Source organism: Bacillus sp. LK2 (assembly GCF_001043575.1).
Classification (GTDB): domain Bacteria; phylum Bacillota; class Bacilli; order Bacillales; family Bacillaceae_G; genus Bacillus_A; species Bacillus_A paramycoides.
Genome location: NZ_LDUK01000001.1, coordinates 122998 through 138407 on the forward strand (window position 1 = coordinate 122998; position 15410 = coordinate 138407).

The 15410-nt window shown below is 36.4% G+C and carries 18 protein-coding genes and 2 pseudogenes; 9 read left to right on the plus strand and 11 right to left on the minus strand.

The genetic code is table 11. The annotated features are described in order from the left end of the window. Positions 1-20: 20 nt before the first annotated feature. A pseudogene (locus VK90_RS00640) lies at positions 21-415 on the minus strand (PH domain-containing protein). Positions 416-502: 87 nt separating this feature from the next. Between VK90_RS00640 and VK90_RS00645 the strand changes: the two are divergent. Then, on the plus strand, positions 503-1174 hold the full coding sequence (locus tag VK90_RS00645) for a DUF4386 domain-containing protein (RefSeq protein ID WP_048369609.1): 672 nt from the start codon (positions 503-505) through the stop codon (positions 1172-1174). Here the strand turns inward: VK90_RS00645 and VK90_RS00650 are convergent. Both VK90_RS00650 and VK90_RS00655 read right to left on the minus strand, forming a co-directional pair. Beyond that, the gene (locus tag VK90_RS00650) at positions 1167-1739 is read right to left on the minus strand and encodes a Crp/Fnr family transcriptional regulator (RefSeq protein WP_048370042.1); all 573 of its coding nucleotides are present in this window, start codon (positions 1737-1739) and stop codon (positions 1167-1169) included. The genes VK90_RS00645 and VK90_RS00650 overlap by 8 nt on opposite strands. Before the next feature lie 132 nt (positions 1740-1871). After that, positions 1872-2783 carry a DMT family transporter gene (locus VK90_RS00655; protein WP_025149165.1) on the minus strand — a complete coding sequence of 304 codons (912 nt, stop codon included), beginning with the start codon at positions 2781-2783 and terminating at the stop codon, positions 1872-1874. Between the two features lie 202 nt (positions 2784-2985). On the opposite strand from VK90_RS00655, the gene VK90_RS00660 reads away from it, so the two are divergent. From VK90_RS00660 to VK90_RS31020, 6 genes are all read left to right on the plus strand, one after another. Next, positions 2986-3717: an alpha/beta hydrolase gene (locus tag VK90_RS00660; protein ID WP_002170873.1), complete on the plus strand. Its 732-nt coding sequence runs from the start codon at positions 2986-2988 to the stop codon at positions 3715-3717. Between the two features lie 90 nt (positions 3718-3807). Next, entirely contained in the window at positions 3808-4326 is a 519-nt protein-coding gene (locus VK90_RS00665) for a YjcG family protein (protein ID WP_048369611.1), read from the plus strand. 1 nt (position 4327) lies between these two features. Next, positions 4328-4750 (plus strand): GNAT family N-acetyltransferase, encoded by a 423-nt coding sequence (locus tag VK90_RS00670; RefSeq protein ID WP_048369613.1) that lies wholly within the window; start codon positions 4328-4330, stop codon positions 4748-4750. Positions 4751-4849: 99 nt separating this feature from the next. Further along, a complete protein-coding gene (locus tag VK90_RS00675) occupies positions 4850-6916 on the plus strand; it encodes an ATP-dependent helicase (protein ID WP_002170870.1) in 2067 nt (688 codons plus the stop codon). Positions 6917-7059: 143 nt separating this feature from the next. Further along, positions 7060-7530: a CotY/CotZ family spore coat protein gene (locus VK90_RS27455; protein ID WP_053081309.1), complete on the plus strand. Its 471-nt coding sequence runs from the start codon at positions 7060-7062 to the stop codon at positions 7528-7530. A gap of 140 nt (positions 7531-7670) precedes the next feature. Next, on the plus strand, positions 7671-7802 hold the full coding sequence (locus tag VK90_RS31020) for a hypothetical protein (RefSeq protein WP_269431808.1): 132 nt from the start codon (positions 7671-7673) through the stop codon (positions 7800-7802). Positions 7803-7895: 93 nt separating this feature from the next. Here the strand turns inward: VK90_RS31020 and VK90_RS00685 are convergent, their stop codons facing one another. Both VK90_RS00685 and VK90_RS00690 read right to left on the minus strand, forming a co-directional pair. Beyond that, positions 7896-8123, minus strand: coding sequence for a cytochrome C oxidase subunit III (locus tag VK90_RS00685; protein ID WP_082147744.1), 228 nt, complete (start codon positions 8121-8123; stop codon positions 7896-7898). Between the two features lie 154 nt (positions 8124-8277). Beyond that, positions 8278-8637 carry a DUF1360 domain-containing protein gene (locus VK90_RS00690; RefSeq protein WP_002170866.1) on the minus strand — a complete coding sequence of 120 codons (360 nt, stop codon included), beginning with the start codon at positions 8635-8637 and terminating at the stop codon, positions 8278-8280. A gap of 122 nt (positions 8638-8759) precedes the next feature. On the opposite strand from VK90_RS00690, the gene VK90_RS00695 reads away from it, so the two are divergent. After that, complete coding sequence (locus VK90_RS00695) at positions 8760-9224, plus strand: CotY/CotZ family spore coat protein (RefSeq protein WP_002170865.1); 465 nt, start codon at positions 8760-8762, stop codon at positions 9222-9224. Between the two features lie 58 nt (positions 9225-9282). Here the strand turns inward: VK90_RS00695 and VK90_RS00700 are convergent, their stop codons facing one another. The 6 genes and pseudogenes from VK90_RS00700 to VK90_RS00725 all read right to left on the minus strand — a co-directional run bounded on the left by VK90_RS00700 (position 9283) and on the right by VK90_RS00725 (position 13991). Next, positions 9283-9798, minus strand: coding sequence for a CotO family spore coat protein (locus VK90_RS00700; protein ID WP_082147718.1), 516 nt, complete (start codon positions 9796-9798; stop codon positions 9283-9285). 150 nt (positions 9799-9948) lie between these two features. Next, positions 9949-10719, minus strand: coding sequence for an enoyl-ACP reductase FabI (gene fabI, locus VK90_RS00705; protein WP_025149155.1), 771 nt, complete (start codon positions 10717-10719; stop codon positions 9949-9951). 108 nt (positions 10720-10827) lie between these two features. Then, complete coding sequence (rfbD, locus tag VK90_RS00710; RefSeq protein WP_048369622.1) at positions 10828-11682, minus strand: dTDP-4-dehydrorhamnose reductase; 855 nt, start codon at positions 11680-11682, stop codon at positions 10828-10830. Positions 11683-11693: 11 nt separating this feature from the next. Next, a pseudogene (gene rfbB, locus VK90_RS00715) lies at positions 11694-12684 on the minus strand (dTDP-glucose 4,6-dehydratase). Between the two features lie 15 nt (positions 12685-12699). Beyond that, entirely contained in the window at positions 12700-13245 is a 546-nt protein-coding gene (rfbC, locus tag VK90_RS00720; RefSeq protein ID WP_048369624.1) for a dTDP-4-dehydrorhamnose 3,5-epimerase, read from the minus strand. Continuing rightward, complete coding sequence (locus VK90_RS00725) at positions 13242-13991, minus strand: sugar phosphate nucleotidyltransferase (protein ID WP_048369626.1); 750 nt, start codon at positions 13989-13991, stop codon at positions 13242-13244. Before VK90_RS00725 ends, rfbC begins: the two co-directional genes overlap by 4 nt. 221 nt (positions 13992-14212) lie before the next feature. On the opposite strand from VK90_RS00725, the gene VK90_RS27795 reads away from it, so the two are divergent. After that, positions 14213-15061, plus strand: coding sequence for a BclA C-terminal domain-containing protein (locus tag VK90_RS27795; RefSeq protein ID WP_082147719.1), 849 nt, complete (start codon positions 14213-14215; stop codon positions 15059-15061). Positions 15062-15410 lie beyond the last annotated feature (349 nt).

The following is a 15410-nucleotide window of genomic DNA, read 5'->3' on the forward strand; positions in this document are numbered from 1 at the left end:
GTGGATACGAAGCCACTCTCTTACTTTATTTCTATTTGAGGATTTTTTCTTTTTAACAACGAATTAAATTCTTCTTTATTTCTTGGAGAAATAAGTTCTGTTTCATATGATCCGTATAGAATTTCTAATCGATCAAATGATAGTGCATAGGCTGCTAACGGATTTTTCGTATTAGAAATTTTCTTTATATCTTTTATGAAAATCCGCTTCTTAATAGGTCCTGATTTAATAATAATTACTTCTTCCTCCACAATATACTTTGTCGTAAACCAGCTCCAAGTAAGTACCATAGCTAACGGAATTGTAAAAAACAGAAGAAAATATTCTCTCCCTGCAAAGATTGGAGCAATGCATGCACCAATAACAACTAGAAAATTGGATATAACCATGCATCTTTTTTTGATGGAAATTCCACTAAACTTCCCCTCTCTTGATTTAAGTCAATGAACCCCCTTCTCTTTCCTATTACAATGAAAGCAACATTAGAATAGGAGGACGTATTATGACTGAACGAAAGTATGCCTTATTTGCTGGTACTTCTCTTCTTGCTATGGCATTCATTGCATTTTTTTCTTACGGTTTTGTTCACGCAAATCTTGTTGTACAAGGAGATACGAGCACGACACTCCATAATATTCAAAATTCAAATTCACTTTTCAAAGCGGAAATCTTCGGATGGATTATCATTTTTATTACTGATATTGTCGTCGCATGGGCTCTTTATTTCTTTCTAAAGCCTATCCACGCTAGTCTCTCATTACTAACTGCCTGGCTTCGTCTTATGTATACAGCACTACTTGGAATTGCTATATTCAATTTAACATTTGCATTACTTCTTTCTAAAAGTACAGTCGCTAATCCAGAAGCATATATAATGTTATTTCTAGAAGCTTTTGAATACATTTGGTCTGTTGGATTAATCATTTTCGGCTTACACCTTCTCATGTTAGGATATGTAACCTTTCAATCTAAAAGAATACCGAAAACTATTAGTGTATTACTGCTCATTGCTGCAATCGGTTATATCGTTATTAACGTAATGAATACGATGTTTTCGCAATATGATGCAATCATTTCGTTTACTAAAGTTTTATTCCAATTGCCTATGATTGCAGGTGAATTAGGACTTAGCATATGGCTACTTCTAAAAGGCGGCAGAAAATCTATTACTTAAGTCTTTTCTTTATTCTGCTTAACGATTCTGGCGTAATACCAAGGTAACTTGCCAATTGATATTGAGGAACACGATCGATTAAATGAGGTCGTTTTTGTAATAATGATTTGTAGCGTTCTTCTGGTGTCGATGCAATAAATAATGTAAGCTCTTCTTGTATTTCACCAAAATTGTATTCAATCATTTTGCGTGTCATTTCTTCTAACTGTGAATATTTATTATACATGTCCTTTTCATTATTAAGGTCACCCACGACTACTATACAGTCTTCTAAACACGTTAACGTATGTGGGGATGATTTATCTTGTTTATGATGGTTAAAATTTGAGATCGCTTGTTCTTCTGTATAAAAATTTGATGTAACTTCTTTTCCAGATTCATCTATACAATGTTGCCTAATGCATCCTTTTAATACAAAATAACATTTAGACGGAACATCTCCTTGTCTTAAGAGCACTGTTCCTTTTTTATATTCTTCAATTTGTAACTCTTCCACGATCATGCGCTGCTGTTCTTCACTTAATGTTGTAAGGTTTGTCATGTATTTCATTAAAATTTCTTTCATCTTTGCTTCTCCTTCCCTTTGTATGAGAAACGTATGATTTAACTCCACTATATAATCTCTTTTATTTTCAGCATAGAACAAAAAAAGAGAAGTTACCAATAACCTCTCTTTTCTCATATTACAATAAATTCGTTATAGTTCCTGTGTATACACCTGCTCGTTCACCACATTTTTTGATGTTCGTTTTTGTTGCTGTAGTAAAAAAACAGATACACCAAACAATACGAGCATGCTGCCGATAATTTGCATTGCGTTTAATTTTTCTCCAAGTAAGAAGAACGCTAGTATAGATGCCCCAACTGGTTCTCCTAAAATACTCATTGAAATTGTTGTTGCATTTACGTAGTTTAATAGCCAGTTATTAATTACGTGTGACACTGTCGGTACAATCGCAAGTAAAAGAAAAATAGTCCAGTCCCACTTCGTATAACCTGTAAAAGGCACTTGCAGTATGGCATTATAAATTCCCATGAAAATACCTGCGAATGCAAAAACTGTAAAGCTATAAATCCAATGCGATACTTTCTTTACTGTCGTTTGTCCGATAAATAAATAACCGACAACCGCTATTACACTTAAAAAGGATAATATATCTCCATAAATTGCTTGTTTACTTAAACCTAAATCTCCCCAGCCAATACACATTACACCTAATATAGCGATACCCATCGTCGCAATTGCTGAATAGGTTGTTCTTTCTTTAAACAGAAAAAAACCTCCAACTAAAGACACGATCGGTTGAAGTGCTAAAATAATTGTCGAACTAGCAACTGTTGTATGCTTTAAAGACTCAAACCATAAAAGAAAATGTAGCGCTAAAAAGAATCCAGATCCAATTAAAAATCCCCAATCTTTTATTTGAATCTTACTAAACTCTTCCCGTTTTTTCCAAACGATAGGCAGCATAATAAGTACAATAATCCATAAACGATACATACTTAAAATGGAAGATGGTGCTGAGGACATCTTTACAAAAACTGCTGCGAATGAAATGGCTATAATGGAAATTGCTAATGGTAGTGCGATTGACCTTTCTTGTTTCAAATCCTGTCTCCCCTCTCACCTGTAAAAAATCCCACTTCATTATATCCGTTTTCTTTCATAACTTAAATACAAATTTTTAGATTCTTCGTACCATTATGGTAAAATAGAAATGAAAGCACCTATTAGTGAATATTTCTTTCCTTTTCACTACAAGCGTCGCTCTTACAATCATTACAGTAAATTTTTATTTAGGGGGATATACATGAATCAAACAATAGGGAGAATTGAAGAAATTTCATTTTTTAGTACATCACTTCAAGAGGAACTTACACTTCTCGTTTATTTACCAGTAAATTATACACCTCTCCATAAACATACGGTTGTTATTGCACAAGATGGTAGAGATTATTTTCAACTTGGTAAAGCGCACCGTGTAATTGAGCGTCTTCGTGAAACTGAAGAAATTGACCGCACAATTATTGTCGGTATTCCATATAAAAATGTACACGATCGTAAGGAAAAGTATTTCCCGAACGATGTAAAGAATGCTGCTTACATTCGTTTCCTTGCTCATGAGCTTGCTCCATATATTGATGCAAATTATCCAACGTATCAAATGGGTAAAGGCCGCGTTTTAATTGGAGATTCTCTTGGCGGTACCGTTTCCTTTATGACTGCGCTTATGTATCCGCATACATTCGGTAAGGTCGTTATGCAATCACCATTTGTTGATGACACAGTTCTTAACTTAGCGAAAGATTTCAAAGACCCACAAGCACTAGAAATTTATCATGTCATCGGTACAGAAGAAACAAATGTAAAACGTACAGATGGACAAACGTCTGATTTCGTAGAACCGAATCGCGAGTTAAATAAACTTCTTTCAGGCAGAAACTTCATCACGCATTACGAAGAGTTTGAAGGGAATCACACTTGGAAGTATTGGCAAGCAGATTTACCGAAAGCATTTTCTCATATTCTATCAATGAAATAATAGAGAGCGGTATTCAGAATAATTTGATATAATAGATAAAGAGATTTATTCTCAAAATCTAACTAGACTTGCAAAGGGAGGAATTGGAACATGAAATTAGGCATTGTAATTTTTCCATCAAAAATGATTCAAGATAAAGCGAACGGATTGCGTAAACGTTATGATCCGCATTACGCATTAGTTCCGCCACACATTACATTGAAAACACCCTTTGAGACGCAAGATGAGCAATTAGAATCGATTGTAGATGAGTTACATACAATCGCAAACAAAACGAATCCATTTACCCTTCATGTTGGAAAAGTTGGTTCATTCGCACCTGTTAATAATGTTCTTTATTTTAAAGTAGAAAAAACACCTGAACTTACTTTCTTAAATGAAGAAATGCATAATGGATTCTTTACACAAGAACGCGAGTACGCTTTCGTACCGCATTTAACAATCGGTCAAAGCTTATCAGATGCAGAGCACGCTGATGTATTAGGTCGATTACGTATGAAAGATTTCTATTATGAGCAACCAATCGATCGTTTCCACCTTCTATATCAATTAGAAAACGGAACTTGGACTGTACATGAAACATTCCACCTTGGAAAGGAGAACAACTAATTTGCACGCACAAATCGTACAAACAGACGAGCAGCTAAGTGATGCATTCTCTGTACGTAAACAAGTTTTTGTAGAAGAACAGCGTGTATCGTCAGAAGAAGAATACGATGAATTCGAAGATACTTCGGCGCACGTTGTTGTATATGACAATGACATTCCAATCGGTGCGGGTCGCTTTCGCATTGTTGATGGAGTTGGAAAAATGGAACGCATTTGCGTACTAGCTTCCCATCGCAAAAAAGGAATTGGTAAAATCATTATGGATGTACTTGAAGCGCACGCAAAGGAAGAGTCTCTACCAAAATTGAAACTCCATGCGCAAACACATGCTGAAGTTTTCTATAAAAAACTCGGATACGTGACGACTTCTGATGTATTTATGGAAGCAACTATCCCGCACATCGTGATGATAAAAGAATTATAATTTTGTAGCAGGAGGTAACCCCTCCTGTTTTTTACATTGCTATTTTCTTTTTCTTCCGCTAAAGTTAAATGTTGATGCTATAGTTTTGAAGGTGAATATATGACACAAGAAAAATTTTCACAAAAATCGTTAACACACGCTGGCATTCCGCAAGCGACGTATCATATCCCGAAAACATCTACCCATTTAATTATGGAAGAAGATGCAGATGCGGCGTATTTCCGCGCTTTAGAACAGCAAGGTGTTTATTTAAATGAGAAACAGTTAGAAGCAGTGCAAACGACAGAAGGACCTGTCCTTACACTAGCTGGTGCTGGAAGTGGTAAAACATCTGTTTTAACAACTCGCGTTGGTTATTTAGTTAATGTAAAACATGTTCATCCACGAAATATTTTGCTACTGACGTTTACACAAAAAGCAGCTGAAGAAATTCGAAGCCGTGTAGCGAATTTGCCTGGTATGAATCATGCCGCAAGTAGCTATGTCGTTGCTGGTACATTCCACTCTGTCTTTTTAAAATTGCTTCGTAGTCAAGGATATAATCAGCAAATTTTAGCAAATGAAAAACATAAACAAATTATGATAAAGAAAATTTTGAAAGAATTGCGCTTAAAAGACGATTATGATGCTGAAACGATACTCGCTATGATCTCACTTGAGAAAAACAAATTGAATCGTCCGAAAGATGTACAAGCGAAAACACCGGTTGAACAAGAATTCAAAGAAGTATATGAACGTTTTGAAGAGGTAAAACAACGATACAATTATATCGATTTTGACGACATCTTATTAGAAACATATTATATGTTAGAAAATAACGCTCCCCTGCTTACGCAATTACAAGAGCGTTTTCATTACATTGAAGTAGACGAGTTTCAAGATACATCATATGCACAATATGAAATTGTAAAATTGTTAGCTTCACCAAGAAATAATTTGTTTATCGCAGGTGATGACGATCAGGCGATATACGGATGGCGAGGAGCAAGCCACCAGATCATTTTATCTTTTCCGAAAGAATTTGATAACACAACGATTATCGCCCTTAATACGAACTATCGCTCCAATCCATTTATCGTTGGACTTGGGAATGAAGTCATTAAATTAAATCAAGAACGCTTTGATAAAGAGCTGTATTCTGTTCGTGAAGAAGGTGTACAACCATTTTACGCAAGACCTGCTACGACTCTTGATGAAGCAAACCAAATTTTGCAACTCATTCAAGAAAAAGTAGATAGCGGTGAACGAAACTATAAAGATTTTTGTTTATTATATCGTACACATTCTGTAAGTCGTTCTTTACTCGATCAGCTTACAATTCATAAAATTCCATTTATAAAACATGGGGCGAGCCAATCGTTCTACGAGCATTCTTTAATTAGGCCCGTATTAGATCATTTACGATTGGTGCTGGAACCGTTCCGCCTCGAATCACTTTCAAATATATTACCAACGATGTATATTGGCCGTGATGAGTGCATTTCATTTATTGAACGTGAACAATGGAAATATGGTGAGGGCCGCTTCCCTTCTCTTCTTCATTTCCTATTACTAAATCCAAGCTTAAAACCTTTTCAAGTAAAAAAAGTAAATGAGCGAATCGATTTTATTAAATTTATAAAAGAACTTGAACCGAAAAAAGCATTGAAAGAAATTATTCATGGTAAAGGAAAATATTTAGAGTACTTACAAAGTAATGATCGTTCTTCCTTTACGATGCATAAGGACATACAAGAAGAAATGCTAGAAGAATTAATGGAATCAGCAACTCGCTTTACGGATATTCCAGCTTATTTACAATTTATTAATGAAGCAATTCAAGGTCAAAAAGAAATGGAAGCATTAAAAACAATGCCGCAAAAAGATGCCGTATCGCTTATGTCGATTCATAATGCAAAAGGCCTTGAATTCCCATGCGTCTTTTTACTCGGAGCAAGCGATGGCATTCTGCCTCACACTTCTTCTTTAAAAGACGCAAATGACCGTGTAACTGAGACTTCTGAAGCATTAGAAGAAGAACGACGATTACTGTATGTCGCAATTACACGCGCAAAAGAAGAACTTTACATTTCCTCTCCGCAATTTTTCAGAGGAAAAAAACTAGATATATCTCGTTTTTTATATACTACGCGAAAAGATTTACCTGAAAAGACATCCACAAAATAAGGATGTCTTTTTTCCATATCACGTTATGTACATCCCCTCTATATAAATTCCCTGTTTCTATCCTGAGAATTAACGTAATATCAACCATATCCCACTCATATTGTAATAGTGTATGTCAGAACTCACGATAAGGAGTGAACATAATGAGCTGCAATTGTAACGAAGATCATCATCACCATGATTTTGATTTCAACTGTGTATCTAATGTCGTTCGTTTTATACATGAACTACAAGAATGTGCAACCACAACATGCGGATCTGGGTGCGAAATTCCATTTTTAGGAGCACATAATAGCGCAGTAGTTGCAAATACGCGTCCTTTTATTTTATACACAAAAGATGGAGAACCTTTCAAAGCATTTGCACCATCAGAAAATTCTAAGCACTGTACGTCTTCGATTTTCCGCGTTGAGAGCATAGATGATGACAACTGCGCTGTGCTACGCGTATTAGTTGTTGTATTATGTGATGGCTCTCCTGTACGAGATGATGATGATCCAATCTGTACGTTTTTAAATGTACCAAATGCGAAATTAAAATCGACCTCTTCTTGTCTTACTGTCAATTTAAATTGCTTCTGCGCTATTCAATGCTTACGCGATGTTTCTATATAAAACTACACAATGATTTAAGTATGGATTGGGTGGCAGAGAACTCTGCCACCCAATCCATGCTTAAAAGGTATTATTATGTATTTTTCATAAAATTGGGAACTTTTCCACTACATTAACTGAGAGTAGAAACAGATAAAAGAGTGAAAAACACATTCTCTTCTGATTGCGAATTTACTAAAATTGATTACGAGGCGAAACCAGCTAGTACACTAACTGCCTTCGGTAGTGTAGATGTTCGTGCTGCAGCATTAACAGTTGTACAAATCGGTTAGTAAAAAGCGGTATTTCTTAACCGAAATACCGCTTTTTATTTTTATAATAAAAAACACTCACAGTAACATGAGTGTTTCATTCTGCATATTATTTTAATATGTTCTTCTTTTCCCACAGTTACATCCCTTTTTCTTCACAAATCCTTGTTGCTGTAACTGTTCTTGATATGCCTGTTGTTGTGCTTGTTGCTGTTGCTGTTGCTGTTGCTGTTGCTGTTGCTGTTGCTGTTGCTGTTGCTGTTGCTGTTGCTGTTGCTGTATATTATACCACTGCTGTAGGTCATATGAATTCTGACTTGGATTATTACTCACAGCAAACATCTCCTCTACTATCAATTCTGTCTATTTACTATATGAACAACTCCTTATTTCCGTTCCCTCATCCTCTTAAACTCCGCTTTTACTAGCATCATGAAGATTTATCCCGATTGGTGAGGGCTAATAGTTAGTGTGGATGATCCCCAGTTTCATTTTATTATTCTCCCATAAAATATCCTGTAATTGTTTCAATGATCGCCGCTGCACCTGCAATGGCTAATAATGCTAGTACAGGCTCTGCAACAATAGGAATCCATTTATATAAAACTAATAAAAAAGCACTGACCCACACACCTGTACACCAATAGCAGCTTAATAATTCTCCAATCCACTTTCTTAATCCTTTCCCTTTCACCTTTGTAAAAGTCGATACACTTCCATCTGGTTCCGTAATCTCTAACTCCTCAATAAACGGTCTTCGCAAAAAAGCTGTAATTTTATCATACACAATGAGACGAGTTAACCTAAAAGCCGCTAGCGCGAAAATAAAAAATAAAAGCCAGCTTGTAACTAACATACTTCCACCTTCCCTATCTTCTTTAGCCTATTAAAAAAAAGGTCTTGAGACTGTGACCAAATCTCCCCTACTCCAATATCTTATTAATGTAAATACAAACAAGAAGATAAGGAGTGACATTAATGAGCTGTAACGAAAATAAACACCATGGCTCTTCTCACTGCGTAGTTGACGTCGTAAAATTCATCAATGAACTACAAGATTGTTCTACTACAACGTGTGGATCTGGTTGTGAAATTCCATTTTTAGGAGCACATAACACTGCATCAGTAGCGAATACACGTCCTTTTATTTTATACACAAAAGATGGAGAACCTTTTAAAGCATTTGCACCAGTAGCAGTAGGAGAAGCTAAGCACTGTACGTCTGCAGTTTTCCGTGTTGAGAGCGTAGATGACGGTAGCTGCGCTGTGCTACGCGTATTAGTTGTAGTATTAGGTAATGGCTCCCCTGTACCAGCTGATGATGATCCAATTTGTACGTTTTTAAATGTACCAAATGCAAAGTTAAAATCAACACCTACTTGTATTACTGTTGATTTAAGCTGTTTCTGTGCTATTCAGTGCTTAAGCGACGTTTCTATTTAATAAGTAAACTAAAAAACTATTGGGGGGGAGGTAGAGTCTTTCTACCACCTTTACATATTTATAAACCGGCCATATCAATCGATTTTATTTCTTTTATAGGTAACTTAATGTCTCTCATACTATTTGATGGCATAATTGATACGACTCCATTTTGGTACGATATAATCGACCCTACATATGATATCGTTGCTGTTTTTATTCTGCATCTTACTTTCGGAATGTAATGAGGGCGGTTTAATAAGAAGTTAATTTTTTCTTTATTGCTCATAGCCTTAAACGATTTATTGTGCGGGGCTGTTCTCACCTGCTCTTCTTCCTCTTTTTTTTCCTCTTCTTCTACTTGATGCTCCTCTTGCTCAAGCTTTTCTTCTACCGTCTCTTCCATCGCACTACTGACAATACTTTGATCTCTATCGAGCTGCTCATGCCTATCATCATTTTCAAAGTTTGTAAGAATAATTCTTTTTATTTTCGGTGCAGCAAGTTCTAAATTTACTTGCGCAATATATAACAACGGTTTTCCAACTGTTGAACTTTTATTTTTATTCTTCACACTCGTCCCTCCCACTTCCATACATAGCTGGATAAATCGTGTACTATTATAGTTATATTCATAACAATGCAAGAACTTTCGTTAAAAATCGTTCTTTCCTAGGACAATTAAAAAGGACAGTCTCAATATTTAGAGACTGTCCTTTTTAAAAAACTATAATCAATATTATATTTATCCTAGAATATGATATCCTGAATCAACATGAATGTTTTCACCTGTTACTCCGCGTGCTAAATCACTGAATAAGAATACTGCTGTATCTCCAACTTCTTCTGGAGTTGTTGTGCGACGAAGTGGTGCGCGCTCCTCAATTTCTTTTAAGATTGAGTTAAAGTCACCTACACCTTTCGCAGATAACGTACGAATTGGCCCTGCAGAAATAGCGTTGACGCGAATGCCGTGTTGTCCTAAATCGTTCGCTAAATATTTTACACTAGCTTCTAATGAAGCTTTCGCAACACCCATAACGTTATAGTTTTTCACAACGCGTTCGCCGCCAAGGTATGTTAAAGTTAAAATATTTCCGCCTTCTGTCATCACTTTCTTCGCTTCTCTTGCTACAGCTGTTAAAGAGAATGCACTAATATTTTGTGCAAGTAAAAATCCATCGCGAGAAGTATCTACAAATTCACCTTTTAAATCATCACGATTTGCAAAAGCAATACAGTGTGCAACACCGTGAATTGTACCAACTTCTTGCTTAATAGTTTCAAAGCAAGCTGTAAGTTCCTCATCATTCGTTACATCACAAGGTAATACAAGTGATTCTTGCCCTTCTAATGTTTCCGCTAATTCACGAACGTTTCTTTCTAAACGCTCTCCTGCATATGTGAATATTAATTTTGCACCTGCATTATGCAAAGAGCGAGCAATTCCCCATGCAATACTTCTTTGGTTCGCAACGCCCATAACAACAAATGTTTTCCCTTGTAATAGTTCCATGATATATCCTCCCAGAAATACTTATACTTGTTATTAGTACCTGATACTATAATTATAGTACCATAAAACCTCTTAAAGGCAAACAAAAAAGTCATTAACATACATTTGTTAATGACTTTTTGTTTCTATAAAAAACCGTTCTAATCCTTCTTCCCAAGAAGGCATTTGTAAAAAAACATTTAATTGTAGCATTTTATGCTGAAAGATCGAATATTTCGGTCTCGCTGCCGCCGATCCAAATTCCTCAGTCGACACAGGTAACACATTCACTCTCATTTTTGTGTGCGAAAATATTTTTTGAGCAAATTCAAACCAAGAACACGAACCGAGATTTGATACGTGATACGTACCGTATAAGGACGTATGAATGAGCTTGTTAATCACAGTAATTAAATCCACCACGTACGTAGGAGAACCAACTTGATCAGCTACAACAGATATGTTTTCTTTCTCTTTTCCTAAGCGCAGCATCGTTTTCACAAAATTATTTCCATATTTTCCATACAGCCACGATGTACGAACTATGAAATATTTATTATGTAACTCTTTTACAAACTGTTCTCCTGCAAGCTTAGAATATCCGTATATATTTATCGGTGCTGGATTATGAAATTCATGATATCCGTTTGGCCTATTACCTGGAAATACATAATCGGTACTGATGTAAACTAATTTAGCCCCTACTAATTGTGAAGCAACTGCTACATTTCGAGCTCCAATCGCATTTATTAAGTACGCAAGATTCTGTTCTTTCTCAGCAGCATCTACCTTCGTATACGCTGCGCAATGAATAATTGTATGCGGCCTTATTTCTTGTACGACTTGCTCAATTTGAGATATATTTGTTACATCAAGTGACTTCTTATCAAATGGATACATGTCATATTCCTCAGAATTCAACTCTTCTTGTAGTTGCTTCCCTAATTGACCGTTAGCTCCCGTTATGATAATCCGTTCTTTCATCTACATGCACCTTACTTTTCTTTTAGTGGTTTCCACCATTCCGTATTGTTTTCATACCATTCCACTGTTTCTTTTAATCCTTGCTCGAATGTATACTTCGGTTCCCAATCAAACTCATTCTTCATTTTTTGTGCCTCAATCGCATAACGACGATCGTGACCTAAACGATCTGTTACAAATTCAATATCTTTTTTTGTTTTTCCTAAAAGCTCTATAATTTGTTCCACAACATCTACATTTGTCTTTTCATTATTTCCACCAATATTATATACCTCTCCTACACGTCCCTTATGCAAGACGGTGTCAATTGCACTACAATGATCCATTACATGCAGCCAATCCCTTACATTTAATCCATCACCATATAAAGGTAGTTTCTTTCCTTCAAGTGCATTCGTAACCATTAACGGTATTAACTTCTCAGGATATTGATACGGTCCATAATTATTAGAACAACGCGTCACAATAACTGGTAATTGGTATGTTTTATAATAAGATAAGGCTATCATATCCGCGCTCGCCTTACTTGAAGAATATGGACTATTTGGCGCTAATGGGGTTTCCTCTGTAAATTTCCCCGTTCTCTGTAAATTTCCCCGTTCTCACTAAAGAACCGTATACTTCATCTGTTGATACTTGCACGAGTTTAATATGTGGATATTTTTTCACTAACTCCAATAACGTAACTGTACCTATTACATTCGTATCATAAAAAGGGATTGGGTTTTCAATACTACGATCCACATGTGATTCAGCCGCGAAATTTACAATTACTTGCGCGTCACATTCATGAATAACATGCTCTAGCATCTCTCCATTTTGAATTTCCCCTTTTACGAATGAGTAGTTAGGATTATCTTGAATAGACTTTACATTATTTAAATTCCCGCTATATGTTAATGCATTATAATTAATAATTTTATATGTTTCATATTTTTTTAACATATAATGTATGAAATTACTTCCAATAAATCCCGCTCCACCTGTTACTAATATATTCATAAACAACTCTCCTACTTAAAAACTATCTTCATATTCCTGGAGTAATGGTAATATTCGATCCTTATCAGACAAGATAGGATTTGTTACCGGCCATGGAATTGCTAATTCTTTATCTTCCCAAAGCAAACCTGAATCGTGCTCAGCACTATAATACTCATCTACTTTATACATAACAATTGTATGAGGTACAAGCGTACAAAAACCATGAGCAAATCCTTTTGGCACTAATAATTGCCTATGATTATCCGCACTTAAAATATACCCTCTCCACTGTTTAAAAGTTGGTGATTCTTTTCGCAAATCAACGATAACATCATATATTGCACCTTGCATAACTTGAATAAGCTTCGTTTGTGCTTTCGGATCTTTTTGAAAGTGTAACCCACGAATCGTTCCCGACCTAGCTGAATAAGATACATTATCCTGTACAAATGAATACGTAATCTCTAACGTTTCTAGTATTTTCTTATTATAACTTTCTGTAAAAAAACCTCGCTCGTCTTCAAATAACCTCGGTTCTAACAATTTCGCATCGGTAAAATTTGTTTCTACAACTTTCATATTTTCACCTGTTTTCCATTAAACTGTTTCCCAAAGTTTATATCTCGCGCTAACGTATTCGCTCTTTGAAGAGATGCATAAGTTCCCGCATCAGTCCACCAACCGCTCATTTCATTATAAGTAAGTACCCCTCGTTTTAAATACCAATTATTTATATCTGTAATTTCAAGTTCCCCTCTTGCGGAAGGTTTTAATTCTTTTATATAAGAAAAGACTTTCGAATCATACAAATAAATTCCCGTCACAGCATAAGAACTTTTCGGCTCCTTCGGCTTTTCTTCAATTTCAATTATTTTCCGCCCTTGAATATGCGCTACGCCAAATCGTTCGGGATCTTCTACAGATTGAAGCAGCACTTTCGCACCTTCTTTTTGACTTGTAAACTCTTCAACATATGGACGAATATCATCTGAAAAGATATTATCTCCTAATATAACTACCATACGATCATTCCCGACGAAGCCCTCACAAAGCCCTAACGCCTGTGCAATCCCGCCCGCCTCATCTTGCACACGATACGTAAAGGACACGCCAAATTCTTGACCACTTCCTAGAAAGCTAACAACATCTCCCATATGCTCTTTACCTGTAATAATCATAATATCTGTAATTTCACATTGCTTCAGCTTATATACCGCATGATAAATCATCGGATATCGCCCAACGGGAAGTAAATGTTTATTCGTTACTTTCGTTATTGGATATAGTCTCGACCCTGTCCCGCCTGCTAAAATAATCCCTTTCATCCTTCATCACGAACAATCATACATAAGCTAATTGTAATTTCATGCTTGTTCAATATAATCACCCGCTCCCCACTCAATCATATGTTATATATACAAAAAACTTCCCTTTTTTTTATATTATTCAATATATTCGAGATTTCTTTTCAATCCTTCTAATGTCGATGGTATTTTCTCACTAATTCCCACCTACTATATAATGAGAGATTTATGGAGGTGACTTTATGTCCAATCATACTTATTCAGATGGTTTAAATCCGGATGAATCTTTATCCGCCAGTGCATTTGATCCTAATCTCATAGGACCTACATTACCGCCAATTCCACCATTTACTTTTCCTACTGGACCGACCAGTATCACTGGGAACTCCGGGCCGACTGGCACTACCGGCGTCACTGGACTAACTGGCGATACTGGCACTACCGGAACTACTGGGGCTACTGGGGCTACCGGGGCTACTGGAGCTACCGGGACCACTGGCACGACTGGGGCTACTGGAGCTACCGGCGCCACTGGCACGACTGGGGCTACTGGAGCTACCGGTGCCACTGGCACGACTGGAGCTACCGGAACTACTGGGGCTACTGGACCGACTGGAGCTACCGGCGCCACTGGCACGACTGGAGCTACCGGAACTACTGGGGCTACTGGACCGTCTGGGGCAGGACTTCCAGCAGGCTTGTACGCATTTAACTCTGATTCGGCTGGTGTCACTTTGTCGGGTACCGGACCTGTACCGTTTAATACATTGGGATCACAATTCGGCACAGCAATTTCTCCATTTTCAGGTGGTGATACTTTCAACATAAACGAAACTGGATTCTATAAAATTACCGTTATCGTATATACTACATCGGCAAGTGCATTAGGTAACATTGAAATTCAAGTTAATGGCTCACCTATACCAGGCGCCAATACAACTTTAGTTATAGCTGGAGTACCTATCGTTATCCAAGCGATTACACAAATTACATCAACTCCATCATTAGTTGAAGCATTTGTTACAAACATCACTGGATTATCACTAACTGCTGGTACGAGTGCATCAATTACTATTGAAAAAATCGCTTGATTTTTACTTAGCAGTAAAACTGATATAAGTTTTACTGCTTTTTCTATTATGTATTCAATCATTATTTCTTCTCTTTCTACATTAGCCATAATGTCGTATACCTTTTTATAGGAGGCTCACATATAGAAAACAAATCTGTAGTTCAACCTTTCCACGAATTGCTAAAAAGAACAGCTTTGTTTGAAATATGAGTAGCGCATGAGCCATATCTCCCTACCTCATTACATATATCTATAGAACTTCCGCCTCGGTTGCGCATTCAATTGAAGATCCTCCAGTACCATTTCTAAGTATTTTAAAGAATTTTTTACATACCGTCACATTTCAAATATCATTCCTAATGCACATG

Excerpts from the sequence above, each read along its gene's own strand:
- VK90_RS00645 (WP_048369609.1), top strand. The coding sequence starts at position 503 with ATGACTGAACGAAAGTATGCCTTATTTGCTGGTACTTCTCTTCTTGCT.
- VK90_RS00650 (WP_048370042.1), bottom strand. The coding sequence starts at position 1,739 with ATGAAAGAAATTTTAATGAAATACATGACAAACCTTACAACATTAAGT.
- VK90_RS00660 (WP_002170873.1), top strand. The coding sequence starts at position 2,986 with ATGAATCAAACAATAGGGAGAATTGAAGAAATTTCATTTTTTAGTACA.
- VK90_RS00665 (WP_048369611.1), top strand. The coding sequence starts at position 3,808 with ATGAAATTAGGCATTGTAATTTTTCCATCAAAAATGATTCAAGATAAA.
- VK90_RS00675 (WP_002170870.1), top strand. The coding sequence starts at position 4,850 with ATGACACAAGAAAAATTTTCACAAAAATCGTTAACACACGCTGGCATT.
- VK90_RS27455 (WP_053081309.1), top strand. The coding sequence starts at position 7,060 with ATGAGCTGCAATTGTAACGAAGATCATCATCACCATGATTTTGATTTC.
- VK90_RS00685 (WP_082147744.1), bottom strand. The coding sequence starts at position 8,123 with ATGTTTGCTGTGAGTAATAATCCAAGTCAGAATTCATATGACCTACAG.
- VK90_RS00690 (WP_002170866.1), bottom strand. The coding sequence starts at position 8,637 with ATGTTAGTTACAAGCTGGCTTTTATTTTTTATTTTCGCGCTAGCGGCT.
- VK90_RS00695 (WP_002170865.1), top strand. The coding sequence starts at position 8,760 with ATGAGCTGTAACGAAAATAAACACCATGGCTCTTCTCACTGCGTAGTT.
- VK90_RS00700 (WP_082147718.1), bottom strand. The coding sequence starts at position 9,798 with ATGGAAGTGGGAGGGACGAGTGTGAAGAATAAAAATAAAAGTTCAACA.
- fabI (WP_025149155.1), bottom strand. The coding sequence starts at position 10,719 with ATGGAACTATTACAAGGGAAAACATTTGTTGTTATGGGCGTTGCGAAC.
- rfbD (WP_048369622.1), bottom strand. The coding sequence starts at position 11,682 with ATGAAAGAACGGATTATCATAACGGGAGCTAACGGTCAATTAGGGAAG.
- rfbC (WP_048369624.1), bottom strand. The coding sequence starts at position 13,245 with ATGAAAGTTGTAGAAACAAATTTTACCGATGCGAAATTGTTAGAACCG.
- VK90_RS00725 (WP_048369626.1), bottom strand. The coding sequence starts at position 13,991 with ATGAAAGGGATTATTTTAGCAGGCGGGACAGGGTCGAGACTATATCCA.
- VK90_RS27795 (WP_082147719.1), top strand. The coding sequence starts at position 14,213 with ATGTCCAATCATACTTATTCAGATGGTTTAAATCCGGATGAATCTTTA.